Source organism: Vagococcus sp., from assembly GCF_052102835.1.
In the GTDB taxonomy this organism is placed as follows: Bacteria; Bacillota; Bacilli; order Lactobacillales; family Vagococcaceae; genus Vagococcus.
On record NZ_JBQEIL010000001.1, the window covers coordinates 214,078 to 229,145 of the forward strand.

The 15,068-nt window shown below is 34.5% G+C and carries 16 protein-coding genes and 2 pseudogenes; 1 reads left to right on the forward strand and 17 read right to left on the reverse strand.

The annotated features are described in order from the left end of the window. Positions 1–230: 230 nt before the first annotated feature. The 17 genes and pseudogenes from ACTJFD_RS00990 to ACTJFD_RS01070 form a co-directional block, all read right to left on the reverse strand. Complete coding sequence (locus tag ACTJFD_RS00990; protein WP_442259173.1) at positions 231–983, reverse strand: DivIVA domain-containing protein; 753 nt, start codon at positions 981–983, stop codon at positions 231–233. A 16-nt stretch (positions 984–999) separates the two neighbouring features. Next, entirely contained in the window at positions 1,000–1,782 is a 783-nt protein-coding gene (locus ACTJFD_RS00995) for an RNA-binding protein (protein ID WP_442259174.1), read from the reverse strand. Between the two features lie 25 nt (positions 1,783–1,807). Beyond that, the gene (locus tag ACTJFD_RS01000; RefSeq protein WP_442259175.1) at positions 1,808–2,083 is read right to left on the reverse strand and encodes a YggT family protein; all 276 of its coding nucleotides are present in this window, start codon (positions 2,081–2,083) and stop codon (positions 1,808–1,810) included. Between the two features lie 15 nt (positions 2,084–2,098). Beyond that, positions 2,099–2,698, reverse strand: a complete 600-nt coding sequence (locus ACTJFD_RS01005) for a cell division protein SepF (RefSeq protein ID WP_442259176.1) — start codon at positions 2,696–2,698, stop codon at positions 2,099–2,101. An 18-nt stretch (positions 2,699–2,716) separates the two neighbouring features. After that, complete coding sequence (locus tag ACTJFD_RS01010) at positions 2,717–3,391, reverse strand: YggS family pyridoxal phosphate-dependent enzyme (protein WP_442259177.1); 675 nt, start codon at positions 3,389–3,391, stop codon at positions 2,717–2,719. A 16-nt stretch (positions 3,392–3,407) separates the two neighbouring features. Beyond that, the gene (gene ftsZ, locus ACTJFD_RS01015; protein ID WP_442259178.1) at positions 3,408–4,658 is read right to left on the reverse strand and encodes a cell division protein FtsZ; all 1,251 of its coding nucleotides are present in this window, start codon (positions 4,656–4,658) and stop codon (positions 3,408–3,410) included. A 22-nt stretch (positions 4,659–4,680) separates the two neighbouring features. After that, a pseudogene (locus ACTJFD_RS01020) lies at positions 4,681–4,821 on the reverse strand (cell division protein FtsA C-terminal domain-containing protein); the annotation flags it as partial. A gap of 35 nt (positions 4,822–4,856) precedes the next feature. Continuing rightward, positions 4,857–6,009: pseudogene (gene ftsA / locus ACTJFD_RS01025) on the reverse strand (cell division protein FtsA); the annotation flags it as partial. A gap of 125 nt (positions 6,010–6,134) precedes the next feature. Continuing rightward, the gene (locus ACTJFD_RS01030; protein WP_442259179.1) at positions 6,135–7,016 is read right to left on the reverse strand and encodes a cell division protein FtsQ/DivIB; all 882 of its coding nucleotides are present in this window, start codon (positions 7,014–7,016) and stop codon (positions 6,135–6,137) included. A 16-nt stretch (positions 7,017–7,032) separates the two neighbouring features. After that, positions 7,033–8,127, reverse strand: a complete 1,095-nt coding sequence (murG, locus tag ACTJFD_RS01035; RefSeq protein WP_442259180.1) for an undecaprenyldiphospho-muramoylpentapeptide beta-N-acetylglucosaminyltransferase — start codon at positions 8,125–8,127, stop codon at positions 7,033–7,035. Between the two features lie 7 nt (positions 8,128–8,134). After that, positions 8,135–9,508 (reverse strand): UDP-N-acetylmuramoyl-L-alanine--D-glutamate ligase, encoded by a 1,374-nt coding sequence (gene murD, locus ACTJFD_RS01040; protein ID WP_442259181.1) that lies wholly within the window; start codon positions 9,506–9,508, stop codon positions 8,135–8,137. Positions 9,509–9,523: 15 nt separating this feature from the next. Next, positions 9,524–10,492 carry a phospho-N-acetylmuramoyl-pentapeptide-transferase gene (gene mraY, locus ACTJFD_RS01045; protein ID WP_442259182.1) on the reverse strand — a complete coding sequence of 323 codons (969 nt, stop codon included), beginning with the start codon at positions 10,490–10,492 and terminating at the stop codon, positions 9,524–9,526. A 26-nt stretch (positions 10,493–10,518) separates the two neighbouring features. Continuing rightward, a complete protein-coding gene (locus tag ACTJFD_RS01050; RefSeq protein WP_442259183.1) occupies positions 10,519–12,408 on the reverse strand; it encodes a peptidoglycan D,D-transpeptidase FtsI family protein in 1,890 nt (629 codons plus the stop codon). Further along, positions 12,405–12,794, reverse strand: a complete 390-nt coding sequence (locus ACTJFD_RS01055) for a cell division protein FtsL (protein ID WP_442259184.1) — start codon at positions 12,792–12,794, stop codon at positions 12,405–12,407. Before ACTJFD_RS01055 ends, ACTJFD_RS01050 begins: the two co-directional genes overlap by 4 nt. A 1-nt stretch (position 12,795) precedes the next feature. Next, positions 12,796–13,764, reverse strand: coding sequence for a 16S rRNA (cytosine(1402)-N(4))-methyltransferase RsmH (gene rsmH / locus ACTJFD_RS01060; RefSeq protein WP_442259185.1), 969 nt, complete (start codon positions 13,762–13,764; stop codon positions 12,796–12,798). Between the two features lie 23 nt (positions 13,765–13,787). After that, positions 13,788–14,219 (reverse strand): division/cell wall cluster transcriptional repressor MraZ, encoded by a 432-nt coding sequence (gene mraZ, locus ACTJFD_RS01065; protein ID WP_442259186.1) that lies wholly within the window; start codon positions 14,217–14,219, stop codon positions 13,788–13,790. 149 nt (positions 14,220–14,368) lie between these two features. Beyond that, entirely contained in the window at positions 14,369–14,731 is a 363-nt protein-coding gene (locus tag ACTJFD_RS01070) for a DUF3397 domain-containing protein (RefSeq protein WP_442259187.1), read from the reverse strand. A 193-nt stretch (positions 14,732–14,924) separates the two neighbouring features. Between ACTJFD_RS01070 and ACTJFD_RS01075 the strand changes: the two genes are divergently transcribed. Beyond that, complete coding sequence (locus ACTJFD_RS01075; RefSeq protein WP_442259188.1) at positions 14,925–15,044, forward strand: DUF4044 domain-containing protein; 120 nt, start codon at positions 14,925–14,927, stop codon at positions 15,042–15,044. Positions 15,045–15,068: the final 24 nt, after the last annotated feature.

Genomic DNA, 15,068 nt, shown 5'->3' on the forward strand with positions numbered 1-15,068 from the left:
AACTCCATCCCAATAAGGGACGAAGTTTCGCGTTACCACCCAAGTTCGATTCATAAAAAACATGAATCCTCTTTCGTTTTAACGGTGCTTAACCGGTTACACTTACTATAAATTTCAGTTGTAACAATTTTATGAAGGATCTAGACTATTTCAGAGCTTTTTTAGGTTTCCACTTTCCCTAAATCACTGGTAAGAATAAAATCGTCTTTTCTGTTTCATATTTTTTATTATTAAGAACGGTTACGATGTTGACGACCGCCTTTATTTCCTAACTTTTTAGGTAATTCACGTTGTTCATTCTCTTGTATTTCACCTGAACCTGATTCATTACTAAATGTCGGAGTCACTTCAACAGCAACAGTATTAACATTTTCTTGTGGTCCTGCATTCGCTGCTTCAACAGCATCTAATACTTCTTTGAATGCTTGGTGTGTATTATCAACATAAGCACCAAATGGTTTCAGTAATTCATCCCATTCATCACTTTGAACAATTTGAAGTTGTGATTCTAAAAGAACTGATAAATTACGATGGAAGACACGTGTCTTCTTCTTCAAGTCATCTGTTTCTACAGCTAACTGACGAGCTCGTTCACTTGCATCACCTAAAATTTTATTCGCTTTAGCTGTTGCAGTTGTAATCAATTCTTCTGACATCTTACTTGCATGAGCTAAAATATCTTCTGACTGCGCTTGAGCTTGTTGAATCGCTAAATCTGACTCTTTCGTTGCATTTTCTTTTAGTTTATCTGCTGTGTCTTGAGCGACAATAATGGATTGATTTAATGATTCTTTCAACTCGCTGAAATAACTTAGTTTATCCGCAGCTTGCTTGATATCTTTATCAAGTTCACGGTTTTGTTGAACTAATCTTTCGTAATCAAGAGCGACTTGGTCTAAGAAATCATCAACTTCGTTACGGTCATACCCTTTAAATTTTGATGTAAATTGTTTATTCGTAATATCAATTGGTTTTAAACTCATTTTCCCACCTCTTAAATTATTTTCTTAAGCATCGTATACTGATACGAATCTTATCTTTTTTTGTCTTACCATGAATCTCTACTAATTGTATTCTTCCAAACCCTCTAACAGAAATGACATCTTGAAATTCTGCAGAAAAATCAGGTCTTTCCACTACTGCCCAGTTCAGCTGAACTTTACCAGCTTCAATTAGTTTTTTTGAGCGCTGCCTAGATATATTATATACTGATGATATCAAATTATCAATTCGAAGGGAAGAGACGGTTTGCATTTCTACTTGCCAATCTTCTACCGGTTGGATAATTTCAGAATATTCTTTTTCAATAAAGCGAATGCTAACATTACCTATTTTTTCAGTTTGTAACGTTATAAAATGAGCAATCGATTCTTTTAAAAAGAGTTGCCATTTTTCACCATCCGTTATAATATCTCCAATACACTCTCTTTTTATTCCTTTATTAATGATTGTCCCTAAAATTTTACCATGACTTAACTCACAAAATTTAGTTGGATAATTAAGTTCATACATTTTTACTTCGTAATCATTTAATGATGGTTCATAATAATTTGGATAAATAATCGCACATTTTCTCTCAGCTGATTCATACCCTCCAAATAATTGATAATGAAGGTCTAAATCTTGACGAACTAAAGATTCTAATATAAAAATTTGACGAGGATTTAAGAAATCAGTAATATATGGTGCATATTGAAGATTGACTTGTTCAATCCAATCAAGTACAGAATCAATAAAAGGATGTTCGTCCTTGCGAAAATGTTGATACACATTAGCCAGCAAAAACTCACACCCTCTCTTAAACATCTTAAAATGCGACTAATAATCTGCCTATAATCATTACTATCGCTTGACTTGATAACTGTAAAGCAATAATTGCTACCAAGACGGTAAAATCCATTGGACCTACTGATAGATTTAAACGATCAAACAGACTAAGATACGGTCTAGCCAACTTTATTATCCATTCACCTACTTTTGTTTGATAGGCACCTGGAAACCAAGATAACAAGGCATAAGCAATCAAAACAAATAAATAAATTTCAATTGCCTTACTGAAGATTGTTAACAATAAAATGATCATTTAACTATCACTCTCCTACATTTCTGACAAATGTGCTTCTACCAAACTCTTCGCAATTGTTGACGTTACTTCCACATTTTGAGGGGTACAAATAAATATTTCTTCCCCAATTCTTTGAATATCACCATCAACTGCATAAACCACACCTGTTAAAAAATCAATCACTCGACGTGCTTGATACTCCTCCATAGCAGAAAAAGATAGTATAACAATTTCATTTCTAAATAAACATTGTGCCATCATACGACACTCATTATACTCATTAGGTTCAAAAACAGTTACTTTTTTTTCTAATCTTTGACGATCAGCAACTTTAGTGTTCACCATTTTTTTAGCATTAGTTGTCCCTTCTGAATAAGAAGGTTGCTTGAATGTATTCATCGGCACCACTTTCTTGTTTTGAGGCACAGTATTTTTTGGAGAGACATCTAATGCTTGTTGTTTCATATTTTTTGTTCTTTCTTGTTTCATTTTTGACTTGTTATTTTTTTGAGCCTTATTAGTAGATGGGTTGACATTGGGTGTGTTTACCCTTTCATCCACTTGATTTTCTTCATTTGCTGGTTGGCCTAACAAGAAAAATTCAGAGAAAGATTGTTTATTAAATAATTTCAAGTAGCTTCCACCTCTCCACTAATTCTTAAAAAAAGCTGACCCCACACGAATGAAAGTTGCACCTTCTTCAACCGCAATCTCATAATCTTGACTCATCCCCATGCTTAATTCACAACAAGGAGCATGTTCTAGATTTTTACTAATCACTTCATTTTGCAAACTTTTCATCTTAAAAAAATAATTATGTAATTGCTCTTCTGTTGCATCAATTGGGGCCATAGTCATTAATCCCACTATTTTTATCTTATCAAAACCTGCTAGTTCTTTAACAAATTCTAATAACTCATCAGGTGAAAGGCCTTGTTTAGACGTTTCACCTGAAACATTTATCTGAACAAAGCATTTTATTTCTTGTTTCGCTCTTTTTTGAATTTCTTCTGCTAATTTCATATTATCCAACGCATGAAAATAGTCTATCTCGTTAATGATTTCTTTTACTTTTCGTCGTTGTAAATTCCCTATGAAATGCCACTTTAAGTCATTGTACTCACTTAAATCTTGCTTCTTTTCCAATAGTTTATCTACTCTGTTTTCTGCTAAATCAATAACACCACATTCAATTACTTGTATCGTCTTTTCTGTATTCACACTTTTACTCACACAAATCAAACGAACCTCTTCTAAATGTCGACCACTTTTTTGACAAGTCTCCTCAATCGTTTGACGAATTGCCAATACATTAGATTTTATCATTAGTCTATACGCTCACTTATCTTTTTCTTCTAAAGAATGGTGGTGTACTCAACTCATCATCTTCATCTTGATTGGCTGGATTATTTGAAAAGTTATCTAAATCTTTTTTTTCAAGTGAGTCGAAGGTTGCTTCATCTGGAATAGCTCGCGTATTAGGTTCACGACGAATATCCCAATCACCAAACATTCCTGATTGTTGTGTTTCTTGAGGTTCTACTATTTCTTGAGCAGGTGCTTGTCTTGTTGGTCTTTGCACCATTGTTTGTTGTGCTTTATTTACTACTCTTCCAGTCGATTGACGTTCTTTCTTACCAGGATCAATTCCAGTAGCAATAACCGTTACGATGATTTCATCATTAAGATTATCATTAACTGATGTTCCTAAAATAATATTCACATCGCCACCTGTTGCATTCGCAACAATTTCAGAAGCATCTTGCGCTTCAAATAATGTCATGTCTAAGCCACCAGTAATGTTCAATAGAACTTGCTCAGCACCTTCGATTGAAGTTTCTAACAATGGTGATGCAATAGCTTTACGAGTTGCTTCAATCACACGATCTTCACCACTAGCGACACCAATTCCCATTAAAGCTGTTCCTTGATCTTGCATGACTGTTTTAACATCTGCAAAGTCTAAGTTGACGTATCCTGGTGATGTAATTAAATCTGAAATTCCTTGAACACCCTGTCTTAATACATTATCCGCTTCTCTAAAAGCTTCTAACATCGGTGTTTTTTTATCTACAATTTCTAATAAACGGTTATTAGAAATAATAACCAATGTGTCCACGTTTTCTTTTAAGGCAGAAACACCTTCCGAAGCAAAACGACTTCTTTTTGGGCCTTCAAAACTAAACGGACGTGTTACGACACCAACGGTTAACGCACCTTGTTCTTTAGCAATTCCAGCTACAATCGGAGCCGCACCTGTTCCTGTACCGCCACCCATTCCTGAAGTAATGAAAACTAAATCAGCTCCAGCTAAAGCTTCTGCAATTAATTCTTCGCTTTCTTGAGCTGCTTTTTCTCCAACTTCTGGTAATGATCCTGCACCCAAACCTTTTGTAAATTTTGGGCCTAATTGAATAACCGTTTCAGCTTTTGAGTGTTGTAAAGCTTGAACATCTGTGTTAGCTACAATAAATTCTACACCTTTTACGCCTTCATCAATCATACGATTGACAGCATTTCCACCGGCTCCACCAACACCAATGACTTTAATCACAGCACCGGCATTGACCGTGTTATCTAAAGAAAATTCCATTGTTTGTTTCCTCCTAATTAGTTTAGTCGAATATATTTGAAAAGAAGTTTTTAACTTTACTTCCAATGCCTTCTTTTTCAACTTCTTCCGACTGAATTTCAGTCACAGGTTCTTGCATTGGTGCAGGAACTGTTTCGACTTTTGGTTGCACATATGTATCTTTCGTCGATACAACTTGTTGTTTTGGATTACCATAAACCGCTTCTTTAGCGACATGATAGACTTCATCTAATCCTGTAACATATTCAACAATCGCAATTGCATTTGCAAAGACTGGATTTCTTAATCCCATATGATTTGGAACATATAATTTAACATTTGTTCCAAAAATGTCTGCTGCTAATTCGACAACACCTGGTAAACTTGCTGCACCACCAGTTAAAATAACGCCACCTGGTAAGTTCAAACCATCTACGGCAGCCAGAACTGATTTTGATTTTGAAAAAATTTGCTCAACACGAGCTTCGATGATTTCTGATAAGTAACGTTCGTCAATTTTAATTGGGTCATTTTGACCAATAACATCTACTGGGAAATCTTCATTTGATGATGCTTTTTCTGGATAGGCATAACCATAATTAATTTTTAAAGCTTCCGCATTGGTTAATGACGTATTTAAAACAACGGAAATATCTTTAGTGACAAATTCGCCACCTTCTTGTTCAACATGAGAAAACTTAAGTTCTTGTTCATACATCACAGATGTGGTTGTTTGTCCACCACCCATGTCAATGATAACTGTTCCAAAGTCTTTTTCACCATCAGATAAAATAGATTCTGTCAAAGCTAACGGTGTGATAACCATTTCTTCAACGACTAAACCAGCTTTTTCGACACATTTACGAATATTGTGAACAATTGTTTTAGGTCCTGTAAATAATAAGCCTTTCATATCTAGACGAACGCCTATCATTCCACGAGGGTCTTTTATTCCTTCAAAACCATCTACTTTAAATTCTTGCGGAATCAAAGTGATCACTTGGCGTTCTGGAGGAGTCGAGCGAACAACAGCTGCTTGTGCAACATTTTTAACGTCATTTGATGTGATTTCTTTTGATTCTGAATTAACAGCAATCATTCCTTCACATTTTTCAACTTCTAATAAATTGGCAGGAATTCCAACACTAACACTTCTAATTTGAACGCCAGATTTTTCTTCCGCTTGTTTTATAGCCCGTTGAATAGATTGGACAGCCTTATCAATGTCAATGACAATACCTCTATCCAATCCTTTTGATTTTGCATTTCCTACACCGATAATGTTAATTTGATTTTCTATGTACTCAGCAACTACTACTTTAACAGACGTAGTTCCTACATCGAGACTCACATGTATTCCTGTTTTTGCCATGAAAGGTGTTCCCTCCTATTTTCTAACAGAGTCTTCCTCTATTATTGCATAATACCACACATCATTCTATCATAAAATAGACCATTAAATAAAGAATATTCTATTAAATGTTCAGAAATTCTGATTTAATTCCATTCTTCAACTAAATTTTGAGTGGTTTGAGTGGTTTGCTCTGTTTCCTTTTTATTTTCTTGGTTCTCATATGAAAAAATTCCACTGGTTCCGGCTTCCATATCAATCACACCAGGACCTTTCATTTCAGCTACAATTTTATCGTAATATTTAATTTTACTAGCAACGGTTGTCGAAAGTGCAATCACTTGATTACCATCTTTCATTTTTAAAGTAATCCGATAAGGGTTCTTATCGGTTGCATTCGATTCAACTTCCAGAACGTTCGATTTTAACGTATCATCAAATGAATGATAGACCTTTAAAAATGAGGCTAACACTTCATCTTCTTTAAAATTAATTAAGGTTGGTAAATCATCATTTTTTTGATTTGTTGCTTCTTTAAGAATTCTTTCATTTTCTAGTATAGCATGAAACTTGTTATCTTTTTTTAGAAATCCAATTGTTTTATATTCTTTTACTTTAATTTTAAAGCGATCAAATGAAGCTAATTGTAGTTTAACAGATTTTATACGCGGATTTTTATCAAGGATTTTTTGTTCTGTTTTATTTTTACTAAAATACTGTGACCAAATTCCTTCACCTATCTTCAAATTCGAACTTTTTATTACTTGTTCTGATGTACTCATAGACAGACCAGAAAGTTCAATTTTTTGAAGCTTACTAAAGGGTGATATGAAATATAAATTGATTAAGACAGCTACGGTTAAAACGACTAAAATTAAAACTAATTCTTTCATTAGCTTAGCTCTAAATCCTATCTTTTTTTCTGATATAGAAGGAGTCGTTTCATCAGTATTTCTCTCTTTATCCACCACATCTTTGGATAAAGAATCTACTTTTTTTTCTTCTTCATTTGAATGGATTGAACTCACCTTAGTCATCCTCTCCTCATGAAATCATTTTATTAACTAATCGATACAAGCGATCCGTCGCGTCAGGAATACCTTCTTTTTTTGTTGCTATTCCCATTTGATTTCTTTTTTCTGAGTCTTCCATAACACTATCTACCTCTTTAACTAATCGAAGACCCTCTAATTCAGAATCAGGAATTAAAATTGCTGCTGAACGTTTCACTAAACTTTGAGCGTTTTTGGTTTGATGGTCGTTAGTCACATTAGGACTTGGTATTAAGATTGAAGGTAACCCTAAAGCTGTTATTTCTGCTAGAGAAGTTGCTCCCGCGCGACCAACTACTAAATCCACATTTGCTAAAACACGTTCCATCTGCTCAATATAAGGCACAATTTTAACATTAGGTAAATCTAGCTGATTTTCAGCAATAAAAGTCTGAACTTCTTCATAATAAATATTACCTGATGCATACAACACTTGATATTCTCGCTCAGAAAATAACATTAAACTAGCTAAAACAGCGTTATTTATTTTTTGTGCACCTCTGCTCCCGCCAAAAATTAAAACCGTTGGCACATTAGGATCAAGACCATAGTCAACTAAAACAGCTGATTTCTCTGTCATTACCACTTCTTGTCCTCGAGGATTTCCAATTAAAACCACTTTTTCTTTAGGAAAATCTTGTTCAGCATCTTGAAAACAAATCCCGATTTTATCCACATAACGTGATAAAAACTTATTGGTAACTCCCGCGACACTATTTTGTTCATGAATAATAGTGGGTATCTTAAGTTTACTTGCAGCATAGACCACTGCCCCGCAAACATAGCCACCCGTCCCAATTACGATATCAGGTTGAAATTCACTAATAATTTTTTTCGATGCACGGACACTTTTTAAAAACAAGTAAACTGTCTTTAAGTTATCTAGTGAAAGTGAGCGTCGAAATCCTTGAATCTCAATTGTTTCAAAAGGAATTTTGTTTTCAGGAACAATCTTACTTTCTAAGCCTTTTTCAGTACCAATATATAGAAATTCAGCTTCTGGGTTTATTTTTTTTATATGTTTCACCAAGGATACAGCTGGATAAATATGTCCACCTGTACCGCCTCCAGATACTAATATCTTCATTTTATCCCTACTTACTTTCTTTAAAATGTTTTTGAGTTGCGTCAATAAATGCAGTTCCTCTGATTTCAAAGTTAGCATATTGATCCCAACTTGCGCAGGCTGGTGATAATAAGATAGAATCTCCCCTATCGCTCGCTAAAAATGCGTTTAAAACAGCCTCTTCCATGCTATCAACCTTATAAATTGTTTCAACACCTGCTTTACGTGCGGTTTCAAACAATTTACTTTGAGTTTCTCCCATTAAAACAATTGCTTTTAAGTCTTTTAACATTGGGATTAAATCATCAAAACCGTTGCCTCGATCTAATCCCCCAGCAATCAATACTAATTTTTTATTATCAAAACCACTTAATGCTTTTTCTGTAGCCAAAATATTTGTTGCTTTCGAATCATTATAGACCTTTTTTCCTTCAAAAACACCAATGTACTCTGTACGATGAGGTACTCCAGAAAAATGTAGTAAAACATCACGAATAACTTCATTTGAAATTTGGTTTAATTTTGCCACGACAATCGAAGCCAGTGCGTTTTCAATATTATGCACGCCTGGGACACCAACTTCTTCGGCCAACATAATAAATTCTGTTTGATAAAAGAGTTTTCCTTCTTTAAGGTAAGCTCCCTCTTCCGTTAGTCCTTCTGTACAGAATGGAATAACGGTCGCTTTTGTTTTTTTAGCCAATTCTCTTACTTCTGTTTGATTATAATTTAAAACAAGGTAATCCGATACCGTCATATTTTCTTGCAAGTGCCACTTAGCTTTTACATATTCTTCTCTTGTGCCATGATAGTCTAAATGCGCTTCATATAAATTTGTAACGACAGCAATATACGGATGAAATTCTTGAATACCCAATAATTGAAAACTTGATAATTCAGTTACTAAGCAATCCTCTTTCGTCGCTTTCATTGCAATCTCACATGCAGGGTAACCAATATTTCCAGCTAAACGAGCTTGTCCTCTTAAACGTCCTTCATTTAAGAGTTGGTAAATCATTGTAGTAGTGGTTGTTTTACCATTCGTCCCGGTAATCCCAATAATGGGAGCCTCTGAAACATCATAGGCCAACTCTACTTCTGTAATAATTTGAATCTTTCTTTTCATTGCTTCCTCGAGAATAGGGTTAGTATAAGGAATCCCTGGGTTTTTCACAATTAAAACAAACCCTTCATCAAGTAAGTCCACAGGATGCCCACCCGTTATTACTGTCATTCCTTGTTCTAGTAGATGCTGTGCTTCCGGATTATCATCCAATTTCTTAGCATCATTAACTGTCACAAATGCGCCTAACTTGTGTAATAAACGGGCAGCCGCAACTCCACTTTTAGCTAAACCTAACACTAAAATTTTTTTATTTTGATATTTCGTTGTTGCTTTCATCCTTAAGACTCCTTTTTATAAGTATAAAATTCCTAATGTCAATCCTGACATGATTAAACCTACTATCCAAAAAACAATATCAATTTTCCATTCTGACCAACCACTTAATTCAAAGTGATGATGAATAGGTGACATTTTAAAAATTCTTTTTCCTGTCATTTTAAATGAAGCAACTTGTAACATCACACTGGCGGTTTCAATTACATAAACAAACCCAATTAAAAGTAAAGTCCATTCTTGTTTTAGTAGAATAGAAATCGTTGCTAACATACCACCTAAAGCTAATGAACCAACATCGCCCATAAATATTTTGGCTGGTTTTTTATTATAAACGAGGAAGCCTAACAACGCACCTACTGTTGCAAGACAAACTAGCATAATATCGATTTGATGTTGTTTCCATGAAATAAAGGCGTACGTTGCAAAAGATATAATACCTAATCCCGATACAAGGCCGTCAATACCATCGGTTAAATTAACCGCATTCGAAAAGCCAACTAACCAAAAAATACAAAATGCTCCATACAGGACACCCAAATGAAGGTCACCTACTAAAGGAAGTGTTACTGTTTCTTGGATTCCTTCCATCTTAATCACACCATAGAGGATAGCTCCACCAATAATTTGCCCAATTAATTTCTGTCCCGATTTCAAACCTAAATTCTGTTTTTTGAAAACTTTTAAAAAATCATCGATAAAGCCTAACCCACCATATAAGACTAAAATAACAATTAAAATAATGTAAGATGATGTGATTTTCTCTTTCCATATAACTGTTATTAATGACGCTAATATAATACTCATTAGAAAAACAACGCCACCCATCGTGGGTGTTCCTGTTTTAGCTAGATGGGCTTGTGGTCCTTCTTCACGTATAGCTTGTCCCATTTTTTTTGTTCTAAAGAAGAAGATGAAAATGGGCATCACCATTAATACAAATGCAAATCCTAATGATATAGGAATCAATAATTCTGAACTCGACATACCTTTTCTCCTATCCGTTCTATCTTTTATTCATGTTCCGTACTACCTGCATCGACTTTAAAAGCATGTTCAAGAACACTATTTGAAATTTTAGCTATTTGATTTGGACCATCACCAACTTTAGGTTGTTTCATGGTAACGTACATGATGTACTCCGGATCTTCCGTTGGTGCTATCTGCACAACGGAATAAAGATAGTCCGTTGGTCCTGTCATTAAAATCCCTCGGTCAAAAATCTGCGCTGTTCCTGTTTTAGCTGAAACATTCAAATCATCAATACCATAAATACCAAACCCAATTCCATAAGTTTCATCATTCACAACATCTTGCATATAATCTAAAACAGTATGTGCTGTTTCTGGTTTAATTGGCTGACTCACCATTTCTGGTCCATAAATCTTTTCTTTGCCATCTTTTGTCGTCACTTTTTTTAAATATTGTGGTTTCATCATTTTTCCATCGTTCGCAATTGCTGTGAAACCTTGCATCATTTGAAAACTAGTGACCCCGATAGCTTGGCCAAATGAGGTCATTGCCGTATCGACTGTTGATGCATCTTGAATATTTCCAGCGGCTTCTAAAGGCAATCCAGAATGTGTGGTCTTCCCAAAACCAAATTTTTGTAAATAGGCTTGCCAAGTCGTCCCCATCTTTTGTTCCAAATGGATCATACCAACATTACTTGACCAAGCCAGTGCTTGACGGTAAGTCATTGGCCCTTTGCCTTTCCCACCGTTCCAATCCATTATGGTTCGATCAGCTACTTGAATTTGTCCCGATTGAAAAGTTTCATTCTCATTTAACTTCCCTGAATCAAGGGCAGCGGCTACGGTAAAGACCTTCATTGTTGAACCTGGTTCAAATGCTGACTGGACTAAAAGGTTATCCCAAATAGGATCCGGTTGGCCTTTTTCTTTATAAAGACCTCTTTTCGTTTGAGGATCAAATGTCGGTCGTTGTGAAGCAGCTAAAATCTCACCTGTTTTTGCATTCATCAGCATCGCCGTCATATTAACAGGCTCTGCTTCTTTTTGAACTTCATCCATCGCATCTTCTAATCTAACTTGAAGGTTGGTATCAATCGTTGTATAAACATCTTGTCCATCCTGCGTTTTCTTTTCAACGACAGCCGTTCCCGGTAATTCATTCCCTTTACTGTCTTTTTGATAATGTTTATAGCCATCTTGACCTCTTAAAACCTCATCATAGGCTTGCTCTATTCCCATTCCCTTTTCGCCAGAAATCGAAATAGTTTCACCTGCTTTATTTTTAGTAGGTGAAGCATATCCAATTAAGTAAGAAGCAAATTCACCGTTGGGATACATACGATCAGGATGTTCATTAAAATAAATACCTGTTATTTTTTCTTTTTTAAGAGCCTCTTCAATACTTGTTTTAGTTTCTAAAGATAAGTTTTTTCCTTTATCACCAAACTCAACTGTACTAATCACCTTACCAGCTTTATTTTTCTTAGGTACAAATTGCTCTTTCGTCGTTTCCTCCGGCACATTAGCGTATTGTTTTAAAATTTCTGCAATTCGTTGTTGATCTTTTTTATGAACAAATAATTCTTTATTATTCGAACCAACATAATCTTCACTTAGTTCAGCGTATAACGAATAGGAAGTAGCATCTTTAGCAATTGGTAAACCATTACGATCGTAAATGGTTCCACGTTTTGCTTTGATTATGCTACTCCCTTGATAGAGACTGTCCCTTTTCTCATTTAAATTCGCTGAACCTACTTTTCCAATTGTTACAATGTAAACAAAACGAAAAGTAAACACAAAAAAAACAATGACAGAGGTAATGCTTAAAATCATACCAACTTTCCGCCTGTTTTTTTCTGGTGTTAAGTTCTTACTTTTTATTTTTTTTTGAATTTTCTTAAAAAATGTTATAACTTTATCTTTCATTCGCGAATTGTCCTTATACTATCTTCATGTAATTTAATTCCTGATTTTTCAGCAATCTCTTTAACCCTATCTTGTCTTAACAATTCATTTTTTTCTTGCTCCAAGCGATTCACTTCTTTTTTTGATGTCCCTATTTTTTGTTGTTTTAAACTAATCGCTTCTTCCTCTTTATTGACAGCTGTCGTTAATTTTATCGTTGCTACTGATAATACAAGCAAAGCAACGACAAAACTCACGCCAATAATTTTTTCCAAGCGACTTAAGACACTTACTTTGTTCACAGGTTCTTTTTTCTCAACTGGTTGTAATGCAATCTTTTTTTCTTCCTGAGGATTGTTTGGAGTATGCTCTTTTAGATAATACTCGTTTCGCTCTGCTAAAGACATACTACACCATCCTTTCTGGAACAACCTTTTCAACAATTCTTAACTTAGCACTTCGTGAGCGATTGTTAACTTCTAATTCATCATCAGAAGCGACAATAGGTTTACGATTAATCATCTTTAATATTGGTTGATACTCTATCGGTATGATTGGTAAACCTGGTGGTAAATCAGAATTTGGTTGACTATATTCCCTAAATATATTTTTTACTAATTTATCTTCCAATGAGTGAAATGTGATGACACTAATTCTGCCACCCTCATCTAACATTTCTATTGCTTGTTCAAGCGATTCACCTATCACATCTAATTCACTATTCACTTCAATTCGAATAGCCTGAAAGACACGCTTAGCAGGATGTCCACCTTTTCTTCGCGCGGGTGCTGGTATCGCCTCTTTGATTAAATCCACTAGTTCACCAGTGGTTTCAATTTTTATCTCTGCACGTTTTTTTTCAATCCGACGTGCAATCTGTTTTGAAAATTTTTCTTCCCCAAATCGGAAAAAAATCTTAACCAGTTGTTCGTAGCTATAATCATTGATAACTTCCTGTGCTGTTAGTGGCGCTGACAAATCCATACGCATATCTAACGGTGCATCTTGATGATAACTAAATCCCCTAGACGCTTCATCTAACTGAGGTGATGATACACCTAAATCATATAAAATTCCATCAACTTTATTAATATTTAAGTTTTCAAGTTCACTTTTTAAATTTCTAAAATTACTTTGAACAAATGTAACCATGCCTTTTTCGACATACGGTTTCAAAAATTCTTTTGCATGTGTTAACGCTGTAATATCTTGATCGAATGCTATCAAATGTCCTTTTTCATTCAGTTGTGATAGCAGATATTGGCTATGCCCTGCGCCACCCAATGTACAATCTACATATAGACCATCAGGTTTAATATTAAGACCATCTACGGTTTCTTTCAATAACACAGTAACATGTTTAAAAGTATCTGACATTTTTTTCTCCAACCTTTACTAGTTTAAAAGCCAAAATCAATCATATTTTCTGCAATATCATCAAAGTTTTCTTCAGCATCGGAAGAGAACTCTTGCCAACGTTCTTCAGACCAAAACTCGATTCGATTAGATACACCTATAATTGTACAAGCTTTTTCTAAATTCGCATATTTTCTTAAGTTTGTAGGTAAATGAATCCGCCCTTGTTTATCAAGTTCGCATTCAGTAGCAGCCGAATAAAAAAATCTGACAAACGTTCGTGCCTCTTTTTTAGCTAACGGCATGTCTTTCATTTTTTCTTCTAGAAGTGCCCATTCTGTTAAAGGATATCCAAACAAACACCCATCCATTCCACGCGTGACAATAAATTTTTCTCCAAGTCCTTCACGTAATTTGGCAGGTACAATTAAACGACCTTTTGAGTCAATATTGTGTTGAAATTCTCCCATAAACATCGTTGTTCACCTCATCCAACCACTTACTAGAACTAGTCTACCACATTCCCCCACTTTCTACCACAATATCCAAGCTTTTTTTTCGTTAAACAAACCCTTTTTTAAAAACAAAAAAGGCTCTATTGTTTAATAACAATAAAACCTTTAAATTAGTAAGTTTTGCCTATTATTTGTAAAAAGATAACAACAATATAAAATAACGTAATCACTAAAAAAGCAATTCGCCAAAGCATTTTTAAATAGCGTTTATAATCAATTATTTTGAAATATTTGACATGAAAGACAGCAATCAACATCGCTATCAAAAGCATAATTAAAGTAAAGTACGGCAACAAACTTTCACCCAGAACATTTTTAGAGGTAAAATGAACACTCACGATTAAAAAAGGTGTCACTAAGTCTGGCGTTCTCAAATTGTTTTGTTGCCCAAATACATTTTTATTAAAAACAAATTGAATCAAAAGGAACGCTACTATTGGTAAGATATACCAAACAAAAATTAATCCATTCATTTACACTCATCCTTTTATTTTCTGTAATAAAAATAACTTACTGAAAAAACAAATTATTACTCCATATTATAAGGGAAAACAAGGAAGCATTCAAATTTTTTTAATTTATTTAAAAAAAAAGACAGGTTATGCTTGAATTAGTAGGTCTATTCATTGTAGACTTATTAGAGAATTATAGAAAGGCGTGTTCAACATGAGCAAAAAACCAAAAAGCACATTTGAAAAAATCACAAGAGTTGTTGTTTGGATTATGATTATTGCAATGATCGGTGGAACAGTTATTGGTACTCTTGGTGCATTAGGGTTACTATAAAAAAAGGATTGTCTTGCATAATAA

Bases quoted from the DNA above. Each gene is read 5' to 3' on its own strand.
- ACTJFD_RS01050 (WP_442259183.1), bottom strand. From the start codon at position 12,408: ATGAAAGATAAAGTTATAACATTTTTTAAGAAAATTCAAAAAAAAATA.
- ACTJFD_RS01010 (WP_442259177.1), bottom strand. From the start codon at position 3,391: ATGATAAAATCTAATGTATTGGCAATTCGTCAAACGATTGAGGAGACT.
- ACTJFD_RS01055 (WP_442259184.1), bottom strand. From the start codon at position 12,794: ATGTCTTTAGCAGAGCGAAACGAGTATTATCTAAAAGAGCATACTCCA.
- ftsZ (WP_442259178.1), bottom strand. From the start codon at position 4,658: ATGGAATTTTCTTTAGATAACACGGTCAATGCCGGTGCTGTGATTAAA.
- ACTJFD_RS00990 (WP_442259173.1), bottom strand. From the start codon at position 983: ATGAGTTTAAAACCAATTGATATTACGAATAAACAATTTACATCAAAA.
- mraZ (WP_442259186.1), bottom strand. From the start codon at position 14,219: ATGTTTATGGGAGAATTTCAACACAATATTGACTCAAAAGGTCGTTTA.
- ACTJFD_RS01000 (WP_442259175.1), bottom strand. From the start codon at position 2,083: ATGATCATTTTATTGTTAACAATCTTCAGTAAGGCAATTGAAATTTAT.
- murG (WP_442259180.1), bottom strand. From the start codon at position 8,127: ATGAAGATATTAGTATCTGGAGGCGGTACAGGTGGACATATTTATCCA.
- mraY (WP_442259182.1), bottom strand. From the start codon at position 10,492: ATGTCGAGTTCAGAATTATTGATTCCTATATCATTAGGATTTGCATTT.
- ACTJFD_RS01075 (WP_442259188.1), top strand. From the start codon at position 14,925: ATGAGCAAAAAACCAAAAAGCACATTTGAAAAAATCACAAGAGTTGTT.
- rsmH (WP_442259185.1), bottom strand. From the start codon at position 13,764: ATGTCAGATACTTTTAAACATGTTACTGTGTTATTGAAAGAAACCGTA.
- ACTJFD_RS01070 (WP_442259187.1), bottom strand. From the start codon at position 14,731: ATGAATGGATTAATTTTTGTTTGGTATATCTTACCAATAGTAGCGTTC.
- murD (WP_442259181.1), bottom strand. From the start codon at position 9,508: ATGAAAGCAACAACGAAATATCAAAATAAAAAAATTTTAGTGTTAGGT.